The organism is Micromonospora sp. URMC 103, assembly GCF_051386435.1.
Taxonomy (GTDB): domain Bacteria; phylum Actinomycetota; class Actinomycetes; order Mycobacteriales; family Micromonosporaceae; genus Micromonospora.
Map to the genome: position 1 here is coordinate 399,135 of NZ_JBPQTR010000005.1, position 18,721 is coordinate 417,855.

18 protein-coding genes are annotated in these 18,721 nt (G+C 70.5%); 15 read left to right on the plus strand and 3 right to left on the minus strand.

What is annotated here, in order from left to right; genetic code table 11:
• The first annotated feature begins 327 nt into the window (after positions 1-327).
• The 5 genes from ACSNOA_RS15080 to ACSNOA_RS15100 all read left to right on the plus strand — a co-directional run bounded on the left by ACSNOA_RS15080 (position 328) and on the right by ACSNOA_RS15100 (position 5,235).
• Positions 328-1,143 (plus strand): SDR family NAD(P)-dependent oxidoreductase, encoded by an 816-nt coding sequence (locus ACSNOA_RS15080; RefSeq protein WP_436658883.1) that lies wholly within the window; start codon positions 328-330, stop codon positions 1,141-1,143.
• A gap of 149 nt (positions 1,144-1,292) precedes the next feature.
• Entirely contained in the window at positions 1,293-2,468 is a 1,176-nt protein-coding gene (locus tag ACSNOA_RS15085; protein ID WP_436658885.1) for a Re/Si-specific NAD(P)(+) transhydrogenase subunit alpha, read from the plus strand.
• A 2-nt stretch (positions 2,469-2,470) separates the two neighbouring features.
• Positions 2,471-2,797 carry an NAD(P) transhydrogenase subunit alpha gene (locus ACSNOA_RS15090; RefSeq protein ID WP_436658887.1) on the plus strand — a complete coding sequence of 109 codons (327 nt, stop codon included), beginning with the start codon at positions 2,471-2,473 and terminating at the stop codon, positions 2,795-2,797.
• A complete protein-coding gene (locus ACSNOA_RS15095) occupies positions 2,790-4,196 on the plus strand; it encodes an NAD(P)(+) transhydrogenase (Re/Si-specific) subunit beta (RefSeq protein ID WP_436658889.1) in 1,407 nt (468 codons plus the stop codon). The genes ACSNOA_RS15090 and ACSNOA_RS15095 overlap by 8 nt, the downstream gene beginning before the upstream one ends.
• A gap of 292 nt (positions 4,197-4,488) precedes the next feature.
• A complete protein-coding gene (locus ACSNOA_RS15100; RefSeq protein ID WP_436658891.1) occupies positions 4,489-5,235 on the plus strand; it encodes an SDR family NAD(P)-dependent oxidoreductase in 747 nt (248 codons plus the stop codon).
• Here ACSNOA_RS15100 and ACSNOA_RS15105 read toward each other — a convergent pair.
• Positions 5,186-6,430 (minus strand): low temperature requirement protein A, encoded by a 1,245-nt coding sequence (locus ACSNOA_RS15105; RefSeq protein WP_436658893.1) that lies wholly within the window; start codon positions 6,428-6,430, stop codon positions 5,186-5,188. The two genes, ACSNOA_RS15100 and ACSNOA_RS15105, sit on opposite strands and share 50 nt — an antisense overlap.
• Before the next feature lie 256 nt (positions 6,431-6,686).
• Between ACSNOA_RS15105 and ACSNOA_RS15110 the strand changes: the two genes are divergently transcribed.
• Together ACSNOA_RS15110 and ACSNOA_RS15115 are read left to right on the plus strand one after the other, a co-directional pair.
• Complete coding sequence (locus tag ACSNOA_RS15110) at positions 6,687-6,821, plus strand: hypothetical protein (protein WP_436658895.1); 135 nt, start codon at positions 6,687-6,689, stop codon at positions 6,819-6,821.
• 92 nt (positions 6,822-6,913) lie between these two features.
• Positions 6,914-7,861: a DUF389 domain-containing protein gene (locus ACSNOA_RS15115; protein ID WP_436658896.1), complete on the plus strand. Its 948-nt coding sequence runs from the start codon at positions 6,914-6,916 to the stop codon at positions 7,859-7,861.
• A gap of 190 nt (positions 7,862-8,051) precedes the next feature.
• On the opposite strand, the gene ACSNOA_RS15120 is transcribed toward ACSNOA_RS15115, so the two are convergent.
• Complete coding sequence (locus tag ACSNOA_RS15120) at positions 8,052-10,040, minus strand: hypothetical protein (RefSeq protein WP_436658898.1); 1,989 nt, start codon at positions 10,038-10,040, stop codon at positions 8,052-8,054.
• Between the two features lie 623 nt (positions 10,041-10,663).
• Here ACSNOA_RS15120 and ACSNOA_RS15125 point away from each other — a divergent pair.
• The 3 genes from ACSNOA_RS15125 to ACSNOA_RS15135 are packed head-to-tail and all read left to right on the plus strand — an operon-like array spanning position 10,664 to position 13,301.
• Positions 10,664-11,368, plus strand: a complete 705-nt coding sequence (locus ACSNOA_RS15125) for a 4-carboxy-4-hydroxy-2-oxoadipate aldolase/oxaloacetate decarboxylase (protein ID WP_436658900.1) — start codon at positions 10,664-10,666, stop codon at positions 11,366-11,368.
• Positions 11,365-12,441 (plus strand): 4-oxalomesaconate tautomerase, encoded by a 1,077-nt coding sequence (locus ACSNOA_RS15130; protein ID WP_436658902.1) that lies wholly within the window; start codon positions 11,365-11,367, stop codon positions 12,439-12,441. Before ACSNOA_RS15125 ends, ACSNOA_RS15130 begins: the two co-directional genes overlap by 4 nt.
• Before the next feature lie 47 nt (positions 12,442-12,488).
• Complete coding sequence (locus ACSNOA_RS15135) at positions 12,489-13,301, plus strand: DUF1932 domain-containing protein (RefSeq protein ID WP_436658904.1); 813 nt, start codon at positions 12,489-12,491, stop codon at positions 13,299-13,301.
• Positions 13,302-13,347: 46 nt separating this feature from the next.
• Here ACSNOA_RS15135 and ACSNOA_RS15140 read toward each other — a convergent pair whose 3' ends face one another.
• Positions 13,348-14,004 (minus strand): GntR family transcriptional regulator, encoded by a 657-nt coding sequence (locus ACSNOA_RS15140; RefSeq protein WP_436658906.1) that lies wholly within the window; start codon positions 14,002-14,004, stop codon positions 13,348-13,350.
• Positions 14,005-14,240: 236 nt separating this feature from the next.
• Here ACSNOA_RS15140 and ACSNOA_RS15145 point away from each other — a divergent pair, with 236 nt between their 5' ends.
• The 5 genes from ACSNOA_RS15145 (at position 14,241) to ACSNOA_RS15165 (ending at position 18,667) form a co-directional block, all read left to right on the plus strand.
• Positions 14,241-15,260, plus strand: a complete 1,020-nt coding sequence (locus tag ACSNOA_RS15145; protein WP_436658907.1) for an amidohydrolase family protein — start codon at positions 14,241-14,243, stop codon at positions 15,258-15,260.
• A 47-nt stretch (positions 15,261-15,307) separates the two neighbouring features.
• Positions 15,308-16,030, plus strand: a complete 723-nt coding sequence (locus tag ACSNOA_RS15150) for a GntR family transcriptional regulator (protein ID WP_436658909.1) — start codon at positions 15,308-15,310, stop codon at positions 16,028-16,030.
• Positions 16,031-16,113: 83 nt separating this feature from the next.
• Positions 16,114-17,049, plus strand: a complete 936-nt coding sequence (locus ACSNOA_RS15155) for a DUF6282 family protein (RefSeq protein WP_436658911.1) — start codon at positions 16,114-16,116, stop codon at positions 17,047-17,049.
• A complete protein-coding gene (locus ACSNOA_RS15160) occupies positions 17,046-17,813 on the plus strand; it encodes an ABC transporter ATP-binding protein (RefSeq protein WP_436658913.1) in 768 nt (255 codons plus the stop codon). The genes ACSNOA_RS15155 and ACSNOA_RS15160 overlap by 4 nt, the downstream gene beginning before the upstream one ends.
• Positions 17,810-18,667, plus strand: a complete 858-nt coding sequence (locus tag ACSNOA_RS15165; RefSeq protein WP_436658915.1) for an ABC transporter permease — start codon at positions 17,810-17,812, stop codon at positions 18,665-18,667. Before ACSNOA_RS15160 ends, ACSNOA_RS15165 begins: the two co-directional genes overlap by 4 nt.
• Positions 18,668-18,721: the final 54 nt, after the last annotated feature.

An 18,721-nucleotide genomic window follows, 5' to 3' on the forward strand; every position in this document is an offset into this window, starting at 1 on the left:
GCTCGGCCGGGCTGGACCGAGTGGGGCCGGACGTGCAGCCCACGGTGCGTCAGAGAGGACGCGTGGTGGAGGCCGTCGGCGACGCGAGTAAGCCCGAGGTGAGCCGCGGGCGGTGCTCGGGGCACGGCAGGGGATAGGGCGGCACTCCCGGCGCTGCCGGCTGCCGGTCATAGCTGAACCGCATTCGGATACGCCACAAATTGTGTGACCCAATCGGCCCAAGCGCTTCTTATCGCGGCCATAAGACCGACCACTGTCGCCTCGGAAATTTCCCGCTCTCCCAGTTACTTGCTGCTGTCGCCGCCTTCGAGCGGACACCGTCGGCACGTGATTGCCGAGGACCGGATAACAGCTGAACAACAGCGCGCCGAGTTGTCGACGCGCCAAGAAAGGGCTCCCATGCAGCTGCAGAACAAGACCGCGCTCGTCACCGGCAGCACGTCCGGCATCGGTCGCGAAACCGCCCTCCTGCTGGCGGCGGAGGGCGCCTTCGTCATCGTTTCGGGCCGCAATGCAGCCAAGGGTGCGAGCACGGTCGCAGCAATCGAAGCTGCGGGCGGTGAGGCCAGGTTCGTGGCCGCCGACCTGAGCGACCTGGAGTCGGTTGGCCATCTCGTCGACGCGGCAGGAGAGGTCGACATCCTGGTCAACAATGCTGGCGCGTTCCCGTTCGCCCCGACGCTGGAGCAGGGCCTGGAGACGTTCACGACGCTGGTCGACACCAACCTGCGCGGGACCTACTTCCTGACGGCCGCCCTCGTGCGGAAGATGGCGGCCAAGGGCACGGGCAGCATCGTGAACATCACGACGATCGCTGGCCTCAGCGGTATGGCCGGGACGTCCGTCTACGGCGCCACCAAGGCCGCGGTCGACTCCCTGACCCGTACCTGGGCGGTCGAGTTCGGTCGCAGCGGCGTCCGGGTCAACGCGGTGGCGCCCGGCCACACGAGGACCGACAACGTCGTGGAAATGATGGGCGACGAAACCTTCGAGGCGCTCGGCGCGCGGGTCCCGCTCGGCCGGCTGGCCGCCGCGAAGGAAATCGCCGAAGCCGTCGTCTTCCTCGCCTCGCCGAAGGCCAGCTACATCACCGGCGCCACACTCCCCGTCGACGGCGGATTCATGGCTCTCGGCCTCGAATAATCCCGACCGCAACGCGGTGCGGCGGGGGACCCCGCCGCACCGCCACCGCCACCGCCGCGGAATCCAAGCGCCGACAGGCGAGCCTGCGCCACACCCGGCCGGCTCGAATCTCGGCACGATTCCCCGTTCCATACGTAAAGGACGAACCAATGCGCATCGGCGTCCCCCGGGAAGCCACCGCAGGAGAAACGCGAGTGGCTCTCACCCCGGACGAAGTTCGGCTGCTCGTCGACCGAGGACACGAAATCGTGATCGAACATGGTGCCGGTGTGGCGGCCGGGCACCCGGACGAGGAGTACGTGAAAGCAGGTGCCCGTACCGTCGCAAGACCGCTCGCCTTCGCCGCGGACATCGTCCTCCAGGTACGCCTCGTCGGTTCCGGCGGTGGCGGCGAGGAAGTCCGCGAGTCGCCGGACCTGACGCTGCTGCGGCCGGGTACCACCCTGATCGGCCTCGCCAACCCGCTCAGCCACCCCGACCCGGTCGGTCGGCTCGCCGAACGCGGCGTCACCGCCTTCTCCCTCGACCTCCTGCCACGCATCACCCGCGCGCAGGCCATGGACGTGCTCTCCTCGCAGTCCGCGATCGCGGGATACCGTGCGACGCTCGTCGCCGCCGCTCACGCCAACCGCATCCTGCCCATGATGACGACCGCCGCGGGAAGCCTCCCTCCCGCACGAGTCCTGGTGCTCGGCGCGGGCGTGGCCGGGCTGCAGGCGATCGCCACCGCCCGCCGACTCGGTGCCGTCGTCCACGCCTACGACATCCGTCCCGCCGCCAGGGAACAGGTGGAGAGTGTCGGGGGACAGTTCGTCGACCTTCCGCTCGACACCTCGGCCTCCGAGACGACCGGCGGTTATGCGCAGGCACAGGCGGAAGAGTTCTACGCGCGCCAGCGCGAGGTGCTCGCGGCTGCCGTCGCCGGCAGCGACATCGTGATCGCCACCGCGCAGGTACCGGGCAAGCCCGCCCCGATTCTCCTCACCGAGGACATGGTTCGCGCGATGCGGCCGGGCTCGGTCGTCGTCGACGCCGCGGCGGCGCAGGGCGGCAACTGCGCCGTCTCCGTTGCCGACGAGACCATCGACGTGTCGGGGGTGACGGTGCTGGCGCCCACCAACCTCCCCTCGGGCGCGGCGGCCCACGCGAGCCGCCTGTACGCGCGGAACATCGCCAACTTCACCCGCCACCTCATCGGTGACGGTGGCCTGCGACTCGACGCCGACGACCCGATCATTCGCGACACGCTCCTCACACGGGACGGCGACGTCGTCCACCCGCAGGTACGGGAGCTGCTCCTGGCCGCCACGCCGGAAGGGAAGTGACCATGTCTCCCAGCATCGAAGCCGGACTGTACGTCCTGGTACTCGGGTCCGTCATCGGCATCGAGGTGATCCGCCGAGTGCCGACGCTCCTCCACACCCCTCTGATGTCCCTCACCAACGCCGTCGCCGGCATCTCGCTGGTCGGGAGCATCCTGCTCGCCGGATCCGATCGGGGACCGTTCATCACGACTCTCGGCGCGGTCGCGGTAGCCGCCTCGAGCATCAACGTCGTCGGCGGCTTCATGATCACCAATCGGATGCTCCGCATGTTCCGCACCAGCGACGGCCGGCGCCGCACCAACCCCGGAAAGACCCAGACGAATGCGTGACACGATCGCCATGCCTCTGCTCTACCTGGCCGCCGGCACCCTGTTCATCGTCGGCCTACGAGGCATCACCCACCCCCGCACCGCCCGCCGGGGCTTGCTGGCCGCCGTGCTCGGCATGGCTGCCGCGATCGTCGGCACCCTGATCCACCAGGACGTCGTCACCTACCGGTGGATCCTCATCGCCGCTGTCGTCGGATCCCTCGTCGGCGGCGCCATGGCCAAGTACATGCCGATGACGGCGATGCCGGAACGCATCGCACTGTCCCACGCGTTCGGCGCTCTGGCTGCGGGCCTGGTCGGCGCCGCCGAATACTACGAGCACTTCGAATCCCTCAACGCCTTCCTCGCCGCGGCACTGATGTTCGAGGTCGTACTGGGATTCGTCACCTTCACCGGCAGCCTGATGGCGTTCGGCAAGCTCAAGGGAATCCTGCCCGGCCGTCCCACCGTGTTCCCCGGCCAACAGCTCCTGAACGCCGTCCTGTTCACCGCGACTGTCGCCGTCGCAGTCTGGCTGGTGGCCGCACCATCGACAGCGGCTCTGTTCCCCGTCCTCGTCACGCTGGCTGCCCTGTTCGGAATTCTCCTCGTCGTGCCCATCGGCGGCGCCGACATGCCCACCGTGATCTCGCTTCTCAACTCCTACGCCGGGCTCTCCGGCGCCGCTATGGGACTCGTCCTGGACAACAAGGCCCTCATCATCGCCGGCGCCCTCGACGGCGCATCCGGTTTCCTGCTTTCGCTCATCATGAGCCGCGCCATGAACCGGTCCTTCCGCAACGTGCTCTTCGGTGCCTTCGGGCAGGTCGACGCCACCGCCGTGCAGGACGGAAGATCGGCGGAGGAACGCCCTGTCCGCAGCGCGTCCATCGACGAGGCAGCCATGCTGCTCGCCGCCGCACGGGATGTGATCGTGGTACCCGGCTACGGACTCGCCGTCGCTCAGGCTCAGCACCGGATCAGAGAGGTCGGCGAAATCCTCGAGCGAAACGGGACCCGCGTTCGCTATGCCATTCACCCTGTCGCCGGTCGCATGCCAGGTCACATGAACGTCCTCCTGGCCGAAGCGGACGTACCGTACGACCGCATCCTCGACATGGACGACATCAACAGCGACTTCGCACAGGCAGATGTCGCGCTGGTGGTGGGAGCCAACGACGTCACCAACCCCGCCGCACGCACCCAGCCCGACAGCCCCATCTACGGCATGCCCATCCTCGACGTTGCTGCCGCTCGTACGGTCATGGTCGTCAAGCGTGGCATGAACGCCGGCTTCGCCGGAGTGGAGAACGAGCTGTACCACCTTGAGAAGACGCTCATGCTCTTCGGCGACGCCAAGGACGTCGCGACAAGCCTCGCCCGCGAACTCGAGGACGCCCAACAGGGCCAGAGGGTCTGAACTCATGCGCTGGCCCCGGGGAGAGATGGGCCCCGGGCCAGCGCCTTCGGCTCGGCGTGCTGGACGCGGCCGGAATCCTAGCGGTGCAGCAGAGACGCCACGGGGATACGTGTCATCCGGCGATTCCCACCTCCGCCGACCTCGGCTGAGGCAGAGTCGTGGATAGCGTCACCGCCACGAGAGGCCTGACGGCCGGGACGAACGCAGGTCACTCGTCGCGTACACCAACCACACCAAGCCGTTCTGCAAGACCCCTTCCAGCCCAATCGACATCCGGGGCGGTGAGCAGATCATGACGTCAGAGCTTGCGGGCACCAAGGCTCTGGTGACTGGTGCAACCAGCGGCATCGGGAGAGCCACCGCCATGGAGCTGGCCGGGCTCGGTGCGCACGTGGTCGTGTCCGGCCGCGACGAGAACCGGGGCAACCAGGTTGTGGAGGAAATCCGATCGGCTGGTGGCCAGGCGTGGTTCGTGGCCACCGATCTTCATGACGCGGCCACTGCGCGCGCGCTGGCCCGGGCCGCGAAGGAGCAGCTCGGACAGGTGGATGTGCTGGTCAACACCGCGGGCATCTACCCGTTCGGTCCCACCGAGCAGATCGCCGAGGAACAGTTCGACGCGGTGTACTCCCTCAACGTCAAGGCGCCGTACTTCCTCGTGGCGGAGCTCGCGCCGGAAATGGCCATGCGTGGCCGGGGCGCGATCGTCAACGTGACCACGATGGTTGCCGAGTTCGGCGCTGCGGGGTTCTCCCTGTACGGGTCGAGCAAGGCCGCGATGGTGCTCTTGACCAAGTCCTGGGCGGCCGAGTACGGCCCGAGCGGCGTGCGGGTCAACGCCGTCAGTCCTGGACCGACCCGAACCGAGGGCACCGCGTCCATGGGTGATGCCCTCGATCAGCTGGCCAGGGGCGGCCCTGCCGGACGTCCCGGCTCCGTCGAGGAGATCACCGAAGCGATCATCTTCCTGGTCAGCGACCGGGCGAGTTTCATCCACGGCGCGGTCCTGCCGGTCGACGGCGGACGCGTCGCCGTCTGACCGGCGACCGGAGAGCGAATTCCTGGTGAGCTGGATCGACAACAGGCTTCTGCGCCCGGTCGACGGCGAGGCGGATGGACAGGGCACGTTCTAGCCGGGTGGTGAGGGAGGCTCGGGTGGGTGTCCGCGGGCGCGGGCTGCGTCGGATACGGCTATTCCGGCCAGGACGAGGGTAGGTGCCAGGGCGACCAGCAGTGGCGGCAGGAAGAACGCCGCCGGCGGATATGGCGGCGAGTACGCCGACGCCGATCGGTCGGGATCGGGAGACGCGGGCGAACACCTCGTACTCGAACATGCCCCGCCCGGCGAGGAACAGCGCGGGTCCGCCGAGGATGATGATGATCCAGGCCGGTGGTGTGTCCCCGAGCGGATGCTCGATGACGAGCTCGTCGCCGACTGCGATGACGACGATGCCGGCGACCATGAACAGGTGGGCGTATATCGCCGGGATGACCGCGCGGTGTGGGTCGGGGTTGGCGGCGATGACCTCCCCCAGCAGGCCCCCGGCGCGGTAGATGTAGATCCGCCACATCAACACCGTGGTAGCGAACGCGACCACGACCGCCGCAATCCGGTCAGGCTCGAACCCGCCGCGGCTGAAAGTCAGCCCGGTGACCAGGATGAGCTCGCCGAGCCCAATGATGAAGAGCAGTCGAAAGCGTTCGGCGGCGTGCTCGCCGTAGATCCCGAGTTCGGCGCTACGCGGGGATGCGCGACCCAGCCGCGGTGTGGGCAAACCGAGTGAGACGGACACGTACTCCACGGCCACCGCCAGCGCCCACAGGACCGCACGGGCCGTGCCGTGCGTGACAGCACCCGCGATCCACGGTGATGCGGACACGCCGAACCAGAAGAGTTGCCGGGCGAAGGCCCGCTGCACCTTGTGCCCCCGCAGCAGGAGCACCGCACCGGCGTTGCGACCGATCTGGGTGGCGACGTACAGGCCTGCGAAGGCCAGGCCTTGCTCGCCGAACGCCTCTGGCGCTGCGGCGGCCATCAGTAGCGTGCCGAGCATGGTCGCGATCACCAGCAGCTGGATCAGCGGCTGGTGCGGGCTCAGCCTGTCCGTGAGCCTCGCCGTGTTGGCCCAGACCGCCCACAGGGCGAGCATCAACACCAGCGTCCGGAACGCGCCGCCCCAGTTCAGATGCTCCAGCAAATCCTGCGAGAGCCGTGCGAGCGCGAAGACGAGCACCAGGTCGAAGAACAGTTCCAGGTACGTCGCTCGTGGTTCCTCGGGTCGCCGCAGGAGCCCGGCTGCCCCACTCCTCATTTGCTCGCCCGTCCGCTGTTTTGTTCAACTTTCGGTAGTTCGTACCACACGGCGGCGTCGTCGAGCGCGGATGCGCGGCAGTGCTTCCGGTTGGAACGGCTTCGTCCACCCCGCCGGCCGGCGATAGACGTCGGCGTGTTCCTTCCCACCGTCGCCGCGCGCGGTTCAGGTCCTGCGCATGCTCGAGATGATCACGGGCACGGCCGAGACCGCCGAGGTTGCCGTAGCACACCCCATCGCCCGGCTGGTGTTCTGGCTCGACCTGCTCTCCGGACGACGCGACCACAGGATCGGCATCCCCATCACCCTCTGATTCCGGCGAACGCCGTCTCCTCCGACCGGCGGTAGAGTCGCGACGGCTTGGACGGGCGTGGGAGGACCGGCCAGTCGGTCGAGGGGGAGAGTGTGCTGCACCTGAGGGTGATCGCGACGCCGGATCAGTCGGCGGCGGTCGCCGATCTGCTGGCCGCCGAACGCGGCGTGACGCATCTGGTGGTGCTTCCGGGCGCCGCCCGTCAGCCCGCCGGTGACCTCATCACCTGCGACGTGGTGCGGGAGAGCGCGGACGGCGTGTTGCAGGGCCTGCGACGGCTGGGCGTGGAGGCGCAGGGCGGCATCGCGGCCGACGACGTCGAGCTGGCCATATCGGCGTCGGCCGACCGGGCGGCGCGGGACGCGCCCGGCAGTGGGGCCGACGCGGTGGTCTGGGACGAGATCGCGGCGAAGACCGGGGAGCAGACGGAACTTAGCGGTACGTACCTGGTCCTGATCATCGTGGCCACCATGATCGCCGGGATCGGTGTGCTGCTCGACCAGCCGATCCTCATCGTCGGCGCGATGGTGGTCGGCCCCGAGTTCGGGCCGCTCGCGGCGATCTGCGTGGGGCTGTTCCGCCGCCGGTTCGACACCGTGTGGCGGTCCCTTCAGGCCCTCGTGGTGGGTTTCCTCGCCGCCATGGTGGCCACGGTCCTGAGCACCTGGGCGCTGGACGCCGTGGGTCTGGTCGACCGGGGGATGCTGCTGGCCGAGCGTCCGCTGACCGATTTCATCTGGCGCCCGGACGCGCTCTCCTGGGTGGTCGGGCTGCTGGCCGGGGTCGCCGGCATGCTTTCGCTCACCTCGAAGAAGTCCGGCAGCCTCGTCGGGGTGCTGATCTCCGTCACGACGGTGCCGGCGGCCGCGAACGTCGCGGTCGCCGGGGCGTACGGCGTCTGGGACGAGGCGGGCGGCTCCGCGCTGCAACTGGTCATCAACGTGTGCGCGATCGTGGTGGCCGGGCTGCTCACCCTCGCCGTGCAGCAGCTCTGGTGGTGGTACGTGGGTCGTCGTTCCCGGCGACGAGTCGCCGCCTGAACCGGATCGGCACCGGATCCACTGGCCGTCGCGCCGCGCCCGCCGCGATCAGCGGTGGTGGATCGGGCTCCGGCTCGGTGCCGAGCCGGAGCCCCATCACGCAGACCGTGTGACACCCGCGGCCCGCGTCCGGTCAATTCCGGACCGAGCGCGATCGGGCCTCTGGTGCGGCGGCGCGCCGGACGGTGGCTCAGGGGCCGGGGTGGCGGCCGGTGGAGCGGATCGACTGGCGACCGCCCTCCGGATCCGGCGCGTTGCTCGCCACCGGCTTGCCCAGCCGGGTGACCCAGTCGACGAACTCCTCGTCCTGCCTCGGCAGCGGCTCGCCGTCCGGGCTGCCCGCGCCGCTCCCGTCCGCCCGGGACTTGTTGCGCCGGAACAGGCCGAGCCGGCCGCCGGCCCGTCCGCCGGCCTGTCCCGCCTCGACGGCGGCTGCCGGGGCGGCCGGCGCGGGGACCGCGGCGACCGGATCGGTCGCAGCGGGACCGGCCGGCGCGGGGGCGGTCGTGGGCGGCGGCACGGCGCGCCGGGCGGTCGCGAGGGCGTCCCAGCTCGCGGCGCGGTTCAGATCGGGCAGGGGCGGCCGGTGCCGCGGTGGGCGCGGCGCTTCGGGCCCCTCTGGCGGGGTGACCGGGTGGGTCGCCTCGCCACCCGGAGCGGGCTCGACCGAGGGCGGCACCCGTCGCGCCGGCACGAGCGGCCAGGTCGCCTGAACCGGCGTCCGGTCGATCTTGGGCGGCTGGTACATCCGTCGGGTGCCGGGGGCGGCGCGCACCCCGTCGGATGGCATCCCGTCGGGTTCGGTGTCGTCCGCTCCCGCCTCCGCCGCCCCGGAGCGGTCCCCGTCGCGTCCCGCGCCAAGGTGGCCCGCCGTCACGGGGGCCGGTTCCGATGTCACCCGGGTGTCGTCCAGGTCGGCCGGCGCGGGGAGGTCGGCCGTGGCGGCCGGTGCGGCGGGAATGGTCGGTACGGCGGTCCGCGTCACGGCGTCGGCCGGTACGGCGGTCGGCGTCACGGCGTCGGCCGGTAGGGCGGTCCGCGTCGCGGCGTCGGCCGGTACGGCGGTCCGCACGGCGTCGGCCGGTACGGCGGTCGGCGTCACGGCGTCGGCCGATACGGCGCCGGCGTCCCGGTCGCCAGCCGATGCACCGAAGTCCCGCGGCCCGGCTGCGGGAGGGCCGGCGGCCGACCCGGTGCCGACCAGGGCGACGGGCTCCGGCTCGTCGGTCGTGTCACCAGCGACCGGCATCACGGCCTGTGTGACGGCCGGATCGGCGGACGGCGACCCGAGGACGTCGGTCGCCTCGACGACCGGCGCGTCGTCGGTGCGCCGCAGGAGCGGCCAGCGGAACGACGCGACCGCCGCGGAACCGAGCACACCGGCGGCGACGGCGAGCAGCGCGCTGTAGTACGGCGTGATCTGGTACCGGTCGACGGCGTTACCGGGGCCGGCGGTCAGGTAGGCGAACGCGACCAGCAGCATGCCGGCCGTGCCGGTCACGCCGTTGACCAGCGGCGGGTGCCCGCGCCAGCGAGCCAGCCCGCCGGTCACCGCGCCGATGAGCAGGGCCACCGCCGGCAGAATCAGGATCGCCTGCCGATGTGCCGCGTCGGCGCCGAGCCAGGTCGGCTCCAGCACGCCGAGCCGTACGGCGGGCAACGGCCCGGCGTTGGCGAGCGACGGGACGACCGAGAGGAGCGCCAGCAGCCAGACCACGCCGCCCACCGCCGCCATGTTCCAGCCCAGCGGCGGCTTCACCAGTGCGGCGATCGCGGCACCCGCGCCGACCAGCGCGCCGAGGGTCGCGTAGATGCCGACGGCCCAGATCGGGTCCACAGAGAAGCGCTCGGCGGCCTGGGCCGGCCGGACGCAGAGCGGCGCCACGACGATGGCGCCCAACGCGGCGGCAGCGGCGACGGCCACCATTCTGCCCGTCCCCAGCACCGCGTAGCGGCGGGCCAGGCGTGTCGTGACGACGGTGCCGAGTACGGCGGCGTGTGCCGCGAACCAACCCACCCAGACGAGTTGGGCGGGCCACTGGTTGACGGTGGCGCCGGTGGAGGTGCCGGTGAGCTGGACGATGCCGAAGGCGAACGCGATGCCGAGCTGACCGGCACCGGCGAGCACGCCCATCCCGAGCGCTGTGAGCAGAAGGTTACGCCACGTGCGAAAGACCATGTCCGGCACGTTACGCACTGACTGTTCCGATTTGCACCAGAATGCTGAATTCCACGTCGGACCGCCGTGTCGGCGGTTATGGACGAGGCGCCGTGTACGTGGTGCTGCCCATGTTGGTGAGCATGTGGACGGTGCCCGGGTCGCGGCAGACGCCGGTTGGCCGGCTCGTCGTCGGTGCGGGTGCCGTCAACGGTCTGCACCACGTTCTTCGCGCTGCGGATCACCACCACCAGTACGGCCGTCCCCTCTTCGCCCGCGGGTCGTGGTCGCGGGCAGTGCGGCCCGGAGGCCTACGCGCGGCCGTACGAACGGCCTCCGCGGGCCGCTGACGCCGACGGATGCTCATCGGTTCTGGCCAGCCGATCCGGGTTCCGTTCGGCGGCGTGGCGTTGATGCCGGCCCCAGCGTTTTTCAACAGAAGTGTTGACAATCTTGTCGCCAGCGACCTAGCGTCGGCGCAAGATCTGTTGGGAGAGAGCCATGGAGAGGACCGCCAGCGGCGAGGTGGCCGGCCGGCAGACCAGGTGTGGTCGCGCGAAGCGATCACCCGCGGTGGCCGTACGGCGCTTGACGGTCTGATCGCGGCGCGCGCCTGACCTTCCTACTAGAAGGAGACTCCCCGCATGAGGACTGTCGTCGTCACCGATCCACCGCGCGCCGACGTCGGCGATGCGGAGCGTCTCGGCGGATACGGTGTCGCCACCGTGCACGAGGCGCTCGGCCGCGTCGGCTACCTGGGCCCCGAGTTCCGGCCCGCGTGGCCGGGCGCGCGCATCGGCGGCACCGCCGTCACCGCCTTGTGCTGGCCCGGGGACAACCTGATGATCCACGTCGCGGTGGAGCAGTGCCGGCCCGGTGACGTCCTGGTGGTCGCGACCAACTCGCCCTCCACCGACGGACTGTTCGGTGAGCTGTTCGCCACCGCCCTGACCAAGCGCGGTGTCCGTGGCGTGGTGCTCGCCAGCGGGGTACGCGACGTCGCCGAGTTGCGCGAGATGGGGTTCCCGGCGTGGTCGCGGGCGGTCAGCGCGCAGGGCTCGGTCAAGGCCACGGCCGGGTCGGTGAACGTACCGATCGTCCTCGGCGGACAGACCGTGCACCCCGGTGACGTGATCGTCGCCGACGACGACGGCGTCATGGTCGTACCCAGGGCCGACGTGCCCCGGGCGCTGACGGCCGCGCAGGCCCGGACGGACAAGGAGACCGCCAGCCGCGCCGCTTTCGAGCAGGGCCAGCTGGGCCTGGACCGCTACGGGCTCCGCGACAAGCTCCACGAGTTCGGCATCGAGTACGTCTCCTACGACGAGTACGTCAAGGGTGAGCGGTGAGCTACGACGACACCGGGGTCCGCTGCGCCATGATGCGCGGCGGCACCTCCCGTGGTCTGTACTTCGAGGCTGCCGATCTGCCGAGCGACGCGGCCGAGCGGGACGACCTGCTGCTGCGGCTGATGGGCAGCCCCGATCCGCGCCAGATCGACGGCCTCGGCGGCAGCACCTCGCTCACCAGCAAGGTCGCCGTCGTGAGCCGATCGGCTGACCCGGACGTGGACGTCGACTACCTGTTCCTCCAGCTCGGCGTCGATACCGCGACGGTCAGCGACCGCCAGAACTGCGGCAACATCCTGGCCGGCGTGGGGCCCTTCGCCGTCGAACGCGGACTGGTTCCGGCCGGGCCGCGCGAGACCAGCGTACGGATCCGGATGGTCAACTCCGACAGCGTCGCGGTGGCCACCTTCCCGACCCCGGACGGCCGTCCGGAGTACCGCGGCGACGTTGCCATCGCCGGGGTTCCCGGCACCGCCGCGCCGATCGTTCTCGCCTTCAGCGACACGGCGGGCTCCGCGACGGGCAGCCTGCTGCCGACCGGCAGGGTCCGGGACTCGATCGACGGCGTCGACGTGACCTGCGTCGACAACGGCATGCCGGTGGTCGTGGCGCGGGCGGAGTCGTTCGGCCTGACCGGCTACGAGACGCACGAGCAGTTGGCGGCCGACGCCGCGCTGCTCGAGCGCATCGACGCCACCCGTGTCAAGGCCGGTGCCCTCATGGGTCTCGGGGACGTGAGCCGGTCCTCGGTACCGAAGACGGCGCTGGTCGCCGCCGCACGCGACGGCGGCCAGGTCTGCACCCGGTCGTTCATCCCCGTCCAGCCGCACACCTCGATCGGGGTGCTGGCCGCGGTCAGCGTGGTCACCGGCATGCTGCTGCCGGGCGCCGTGGGTCACGACCTCACCGCGGACTGGCCGGCCGACCGCTCGCAGGTCGACGTGGAGCACCCGACCGGCCACCTGCTGGTGGACGTGACCGTCGACGCCGCGGTCTCGCCACCGCGAGTCGTCCGCTCGGGTGTCGTACGCACTGCCCGCAAGCTCTTCGAGGGCATCGCCTTCCCCCGCTGACGGTGCCCACCAGTGATCCGTGCGTTCATCGACGATGTGGAGACAGCATGCCCCCGCTGCAGAAGACCGATCGCCCCGAGGCCCGCACGGCCGTCCGCGTCGCCGTCCTCGGGCTCGGGGAGGCCGGCTCGGAAATCGCCCGCGACCTGGTAGCGGCCGGCGCCGACGTCCGGGGCTACGACCCGAGGGTGCCGGCCGCCGACGGCGTCGCCCCGCGGAGCGACGAGGCCGACGCCGTGCGCGACGCCCATCTGGTGCTCAGCGTCAACAGCTCCCACGACGCGATGGATGCGCTGCGTAACGCGTTGCCCTCCGTCCGGCCGGGCACGATCTGGGCCGACCTCAACACCGCTTCGCCGGGACTCAAGGCGGCGCTCGCGGAGGCGGCCGGAGCTCCCATCCCGGTCGTCGACGTCGCGCTCATGGCGCCGGTACCGGGAAAGGGGCTGCGTACTCCCATGTTGGTGTCCGGCGCGGCCGCCGACCGGTACGCCGCCATCCTGTCCGGCTTCGGCGCCGAGGTGGCGATTCAGCCGGGGCCGGCGGGCGCGGCCATCTCCCGCAAGCTGCTCCGCAGCGTCTTCTACAAGGGGCTGGCCGCGGCGGTGGTGGAAGCGATGGCCGCCGCGGAGGCGGCAGGCTGCGCCGACTGGCTGCGAGACAACATCAGCACCGAGTTGGTCGGCTTCGACCAGCGCACCCTCGACAGGCTGATCGACGGGACCCACCGGCACGCCCGCAGGCGCGCGGACGAGATGACCGCTGCCGCCGAGCAGCTCGAGGAACTGGGGGTCCCGCCGCGGATCAGTGCGGCGACGCGCGATCTGCTCATCGACCTGCGCGACAACGGTGGCCGATAGCCCGCCGGCGCCGGCCAGGCGAACACTGGCCGGGGCCCGCCCGGCGCTACTCGGCGTCGGCCTCCTGCAGCGCCGTGATGACGCTGCTCAGGTGCGCGCGCGTGGCGATCTCGGCGTCGGCGGGCTCGCGGCGTGCGATCCCATCGATGATCGCAAGGTGCTCGCGGAGGGATACCTGCGGGCGACCGGCGCGCAGCGCGAGCCGGAACTGGTGGCGAACCAACTGACCGTTGAGCCGGTCGAGCAGCCCCGAGGCCACCGGTTGCGCCGCGTACTCGCGTACGAGGCGGTGGAGTTCCCGGTTGAGCGCTGAGTACTTCATCGGATCGCCGTCGGCGACCGCACGCTGCATCCGGTCGCCGAGATCGGTCAGTACGGTGATCTGCTCGTCGGTGACCCGTTCCGCTGCCTTGGCGGCACACAGGCCCTCGAGGACCATGCGGCACTCGGTGATCGCCACCGCCTCGGCCACGGACACGACCCGCACGCGGGCGCCGCGGTTCGGGATGCGCTCGACCAGTCCCTCGGCGGCCAGATCGAAGAGCGCCGTGCGGAGACTGGCGCGGCTGACGCTGAACGACTCGGCGAGCTCTGCCTCCACCAGCCGCTGTCCGGGCGCGAGATCGCCGTTCATCAGCGCGGCGCGTAGTGCGTCGGCCGCCAGCCTCGTGGCGGCGGCACCCTCACGGGGCGTCTTGGCCAAACCGGACCTCCTCAGTCGCGGATGAGTATATGGCCTCAGTGGAGGCCATGGTGAAAAAATTGTCGACAATCCGCTCGACATCTATTGCGACAATGTTGCGTGGTGGTTACGGTCACAGTTGCCGAGCGGCATACGCGAGCCGTGACGCGGGAGGCCATGAGGCTCCGCATCGCATCGCCTGCCGGTGAACGGAGCTGGTTCTGCCGATCAGCCGATCCCGAGGAGCCCTGGAACACGTGATCATCGACTGCCACGGCCACTACACGACTGCGCCGCAGGCGCACACGTCGTGGCGAGAGGCGCAGCAGGCGGCCTTCAGGGCCGGCGAAGAACCGCCGGCCTACCCCGCCATCTCGGACGACGAGATCCGCGAGACGATCGAGGGAAGCCAGCTACGGCTGATGGCCGAGCGCGGGATCGACCTGACCATCTTCTCGCCGCGCGCCTCGGCCATGGGCCACCACATCGGTGACGAGGCGGTCAGCAGCCGCTGGGCGGAGGTCTCCAACGACCTCGTCGCACGCGTGGTCGCCCTGTATCCGGACAACTTCATCGGAGTCTGCCAGCTCCCGCAGTCACCCGGAGTCCCCATCTCGCACTCGGTCGCGGAGCTGCGACGCTGCGTGCTGGAGCTCGGGTTCGTGGGATGCAACCTAAACCCCGATCCCAGCGGTGGCCACTGGACCTCCCCGCCGCTGACCGACCGCAGCTGGTATCCCTTCTACGAGGCGATGGTGGAGCTGCAGGTGCCGGCGATGGTGCACGTGTCGGCGGTGACCAACCCGAACTTCCACGCGACCGGATCGCACTACCTCAACGCCGACACCAGCGCGTTCATGCAGTTCCTGCAGTCGGACCTGTTCAAGGACTTCCCGGACCTGCGCTTCGTCATTCCGCACGGCGGGGGAGCGGTGCCCTACCACTGGGGCCGCTTCCGCGGGCTCGCGGACATGCTCGGCCGTCCCGCGCTCGACGAGTCGGTCATGGACAACGTCTTCTTCGACACCTGCGTGTACCACCAGCCCGGCATCGACCTGCTCTTCCGCGTCATCGGCGTCGACAACATCCTGTTCGGCTCCGAGATGGTCGGCGCGGTCCGGGGCATCGATCCGCAGACCGGCCACCACTTCGACGACACCCTGCGGTACGTCGACGCGCTGCGCCTGACGCCGGACGACCGCGACAAGGTCTACGAGCGCAACGCCCGCCGGGTCTACCCGCGACTGGACGCGGCACTGAAGGCCAGAAACCATTGATAGCCTTGGATTTCAACTCGATCCCGAAGCTCACGGAAGGAGCCGTCGTGGACGCCGTGCCACCGCAGCAGTCGGTGCGGACGACCGCCGGCCGCAACGTCCGCGGGCGGATGGCCGCCGACGAGGCGTACACGAGACTGCGCGAGGACATCGTCAGGGGACGGCTGATGCCCAACCAGCGCCTGGTCGAGGTCGACCTGTCCCTCACGCTCGGGGTGGGCCGCACCGCGGTCCGCACCGTGCTCGCCCGACTCGAACAGGAAGGGCTCGTGGTCCACGAGCCGAACCGCGGGGCCCGGGTGCGGATGGTGACCGAGGCCGAGGCTCTGGAGATCACCCAGGCGCGCGGCGCGCTCGAGGCACTCGCGGCCCGCGAGGCCGCCCTGCACGCCACGCCGGCGGAGGTCGCGTTCCTGCGCGAGACGCTCGCGCAGATGTCGGCCTGCCTGAAGGCGGGCGACCTGCTGGCGTACTCGGACGGCAACGCTCGGATGCACGCGAAAATCATCGAGGCGTCCCGGCACCAGACGGCCACTCGGCTCATCGCCGGGCTCAAGGCACAGATGGTGCGCTTCCAGTACCGCACCGTGCTCGTGCCCGGACGGTCCGCCCGGTCCCTCGTCGAGCACACCCGGATCGTCGACGCCATCCAGGCGGCTGACCCGGCCGCCGCCGAGGCCGCGATGCGCTACCACCTCTCCCACGTCGCCGACACCCTCCGCGAGATGACGTCCCCCCGCGCCTCTCCGTCCGACCTCGTCCACTTCTGAATCGTGAATCCACCACACACAGCTCGACCGGCCACCGCGGTGCCACGTCGCGGGGCGCTGTCCCGATTCCCCTTGGAGGCTCCGTGAGTGACCACCCCACCCCCTCGGCCCGAGCTCGCGAACTCGTCGCCGGGGCGTACGACACGCACATCCACGTCGCGCCGGACGTGATGCGCCGGCGCATCGACGACGTCTCGCTGGCGCGCCGGTTCGCCGAGGTCGGCCTGGCGGGCTTCGTCCTGAAATCCCACTACGTGCCCACCGCCGAGCGGGCCGAAGTGGTGCGCAACGCCGTACCCGGCGTGGACGTGCTCGGCGCCATCACGCTCAACGGCTCGGTCGGCGGCCTCAACCCGGTCGCCGTGGAGATCGCGGGCCGGCAGGGCGCGCGGATCGTCTGGCTGCCCACCGTCGACTGCGCCAACCAGCGCGAGTGCCAGGCCTGCGAGCCGGAGGGGGCCACCCCGCCGATGTGGGCGCAACTGCAGGCCGACCTGGCCGAGCAGGGCATCATGGCCCCGGCGATCGACGTCGTCGACTCCGACGGCGCGATCGTTCCGGCGCTACGAGAGGTGCTGAGCCTCATCGCGAAGCACGACATGGTGTTGGCGACCGGGCACCTGTCCGGTGACGAGATCACCACCGTCGTCGACGCGGCCGCCGACCTCGGGGTGCGGCGCATCGTCGTCACCCACCCGGAGTTCACCTCCCAGCGACTGTCGGTCCAGGTGCAGCGGCACCTGGCCGAGCGGGGCGCGCTGCTGGAACGCTGCTTCACCACCCCGTACACCGGCAAGGTCAGCTGGGACACGCTGTTCGACCACATCCGCCAGGTCGGCCCCGAACACTCGCTGCTCTCCTCCGACCTCGGCCAGCCGTTCAACCCACCCGTCGAGGACGGCCTCGCGCTGCTGGCCGACCGTCTGCTGGAGGCCGGGTTCACCGAGGACGAGGTACACGTGATGGCAGTGACGAACACGCGCCGCGTCGCGGCGGCGCCGTCGGCGGTGACGGCATGAGCGCCGCCGTCATCGAGGTGCGGGGACTGTCCAAGCACTTCCGCAAGGACGACGAGGAACTGATCGCGCTCCGCGGCGTCGACCTGACCGTCGAACAGGGGTCGTTCCTGGTGCTGCTGGGGCGCAGCGGCTGCGGCAAGTCGACCCTGCTCAACCTCCTCGCCGGGCTGACCCCGCCGACCAGCGGACACATCACGTACGACGGCAAGCCGATGCGCGGACCCAACACGCAGGTCGGCTACCTGACCCAACACGACACGCTGATGCCGTGGCGTGACGTCGCCCGCAACGTGCAGATGCCCCGCGAGCTGCGGGGCGAGAGCAAGAAGGAACGGGCTGCGGCAGCCGCCGAGCTGATCAAGCTCGTCGGCCTGGACGGCTTCGAGCGGCACTACCCACGCGAGCTGTCCGGTGGCATGCGCCGACGGGCCAGCCTGGCCCGGATGCTCTGCGCCGACCCGGAGACGCTGCTGCTCGACGAGCCGTTCGGCGCGCTCGACGCGCAACTGCGCACCGAACTGCAGGGCGAACTGCTGCGGCTGTGGTCCGGCAGCGGACGCACCGTCGTCTTCGTCACCCACGACATCGAGGAGGCGCTCATCCTCGCCGACCGCGTCGTGGTGCTCGGGCCGGTCGGAACGATCCTGCTCGACCAGCCGGTGGACCTGCCCCGGCCGCGCGACCCCGACGACATCCGGGTCGATCCACACTTCGTCGAACTGCACCGGAGCCTGTCTACGGCGCTGAAGGAGGGAGCGCGATGAGCGCTACCACGACCCCGCACGTGGGCTCGGCCACCAGGCCTGCGGGCCCCCTGCGGGAGACGTCCCGGCGCACCTGGCGCCAGCGGCACGGCCGCAAGACTCTGATCTGGGGTTGGCGCATCGGTCTGCTCGTCGTCCTGCTGGTGGTCTGGCAGGCGCTGTCCGGTCCCGTCCTCGACCCGCAGTTCGTCAGCAGCCCGAAGGGCATCGCCACCCGGCTCGGCGACTGGGTCGCCGACGGCACGCTGTGGTCGAACACCTGGATCACCGTGCAGGAGATCGTGCTCGGTTTCCTGGTCGGCGCGCTGTCCGGCGCCGTCCTGGCCTACCTGATCGCCTCCGTCCGAGTGGTCTGGGACATCCTGGACCCGTTCCTGATGGCGCTCTACGCCATCCCGAAGGTCGCCCTCGCGCCGCTGTTCATCGTGTGGTTCGGCATCGGCACCGACATGAAGGTGCTGCTCGCCGCCGTCACCGTGTTCTTCCTGGTCTTCCTGAACACGGCAGCCGGCGTACACGAAGTGGACCGCGCGCTGGTCGACGCCGTACGGCTGATGAACGGCACCCGCCGGGACATCGCCTTCAAGGTCGTCCTGCCCGCCTCGATGACCGGTCTGCTGACCGGACTGCGGGTCTCCATCCCGTACGCGCTGATCGGCGCGGTCATCGGTGAGCTCGTGGCATCCAACCGCGGCCTCGGGTATCTGATCAGCGATTCGTCCGCGAAGTTCGACACCGACGGCGTGTTCGCCACCCTCGTCGTGCTCAGCGCCATCGCGGCCGTCCTGAACGCCATCGTCAATCTCCTGGGCAAGCGGGCCAACCGCTGGAAGCCCCTGGACGCCGAGGTCTGACAGTCGGTGCCCGGTCAGCAGCTCCTCACCCGTCCACTAGCCGAAAGAGTCCAC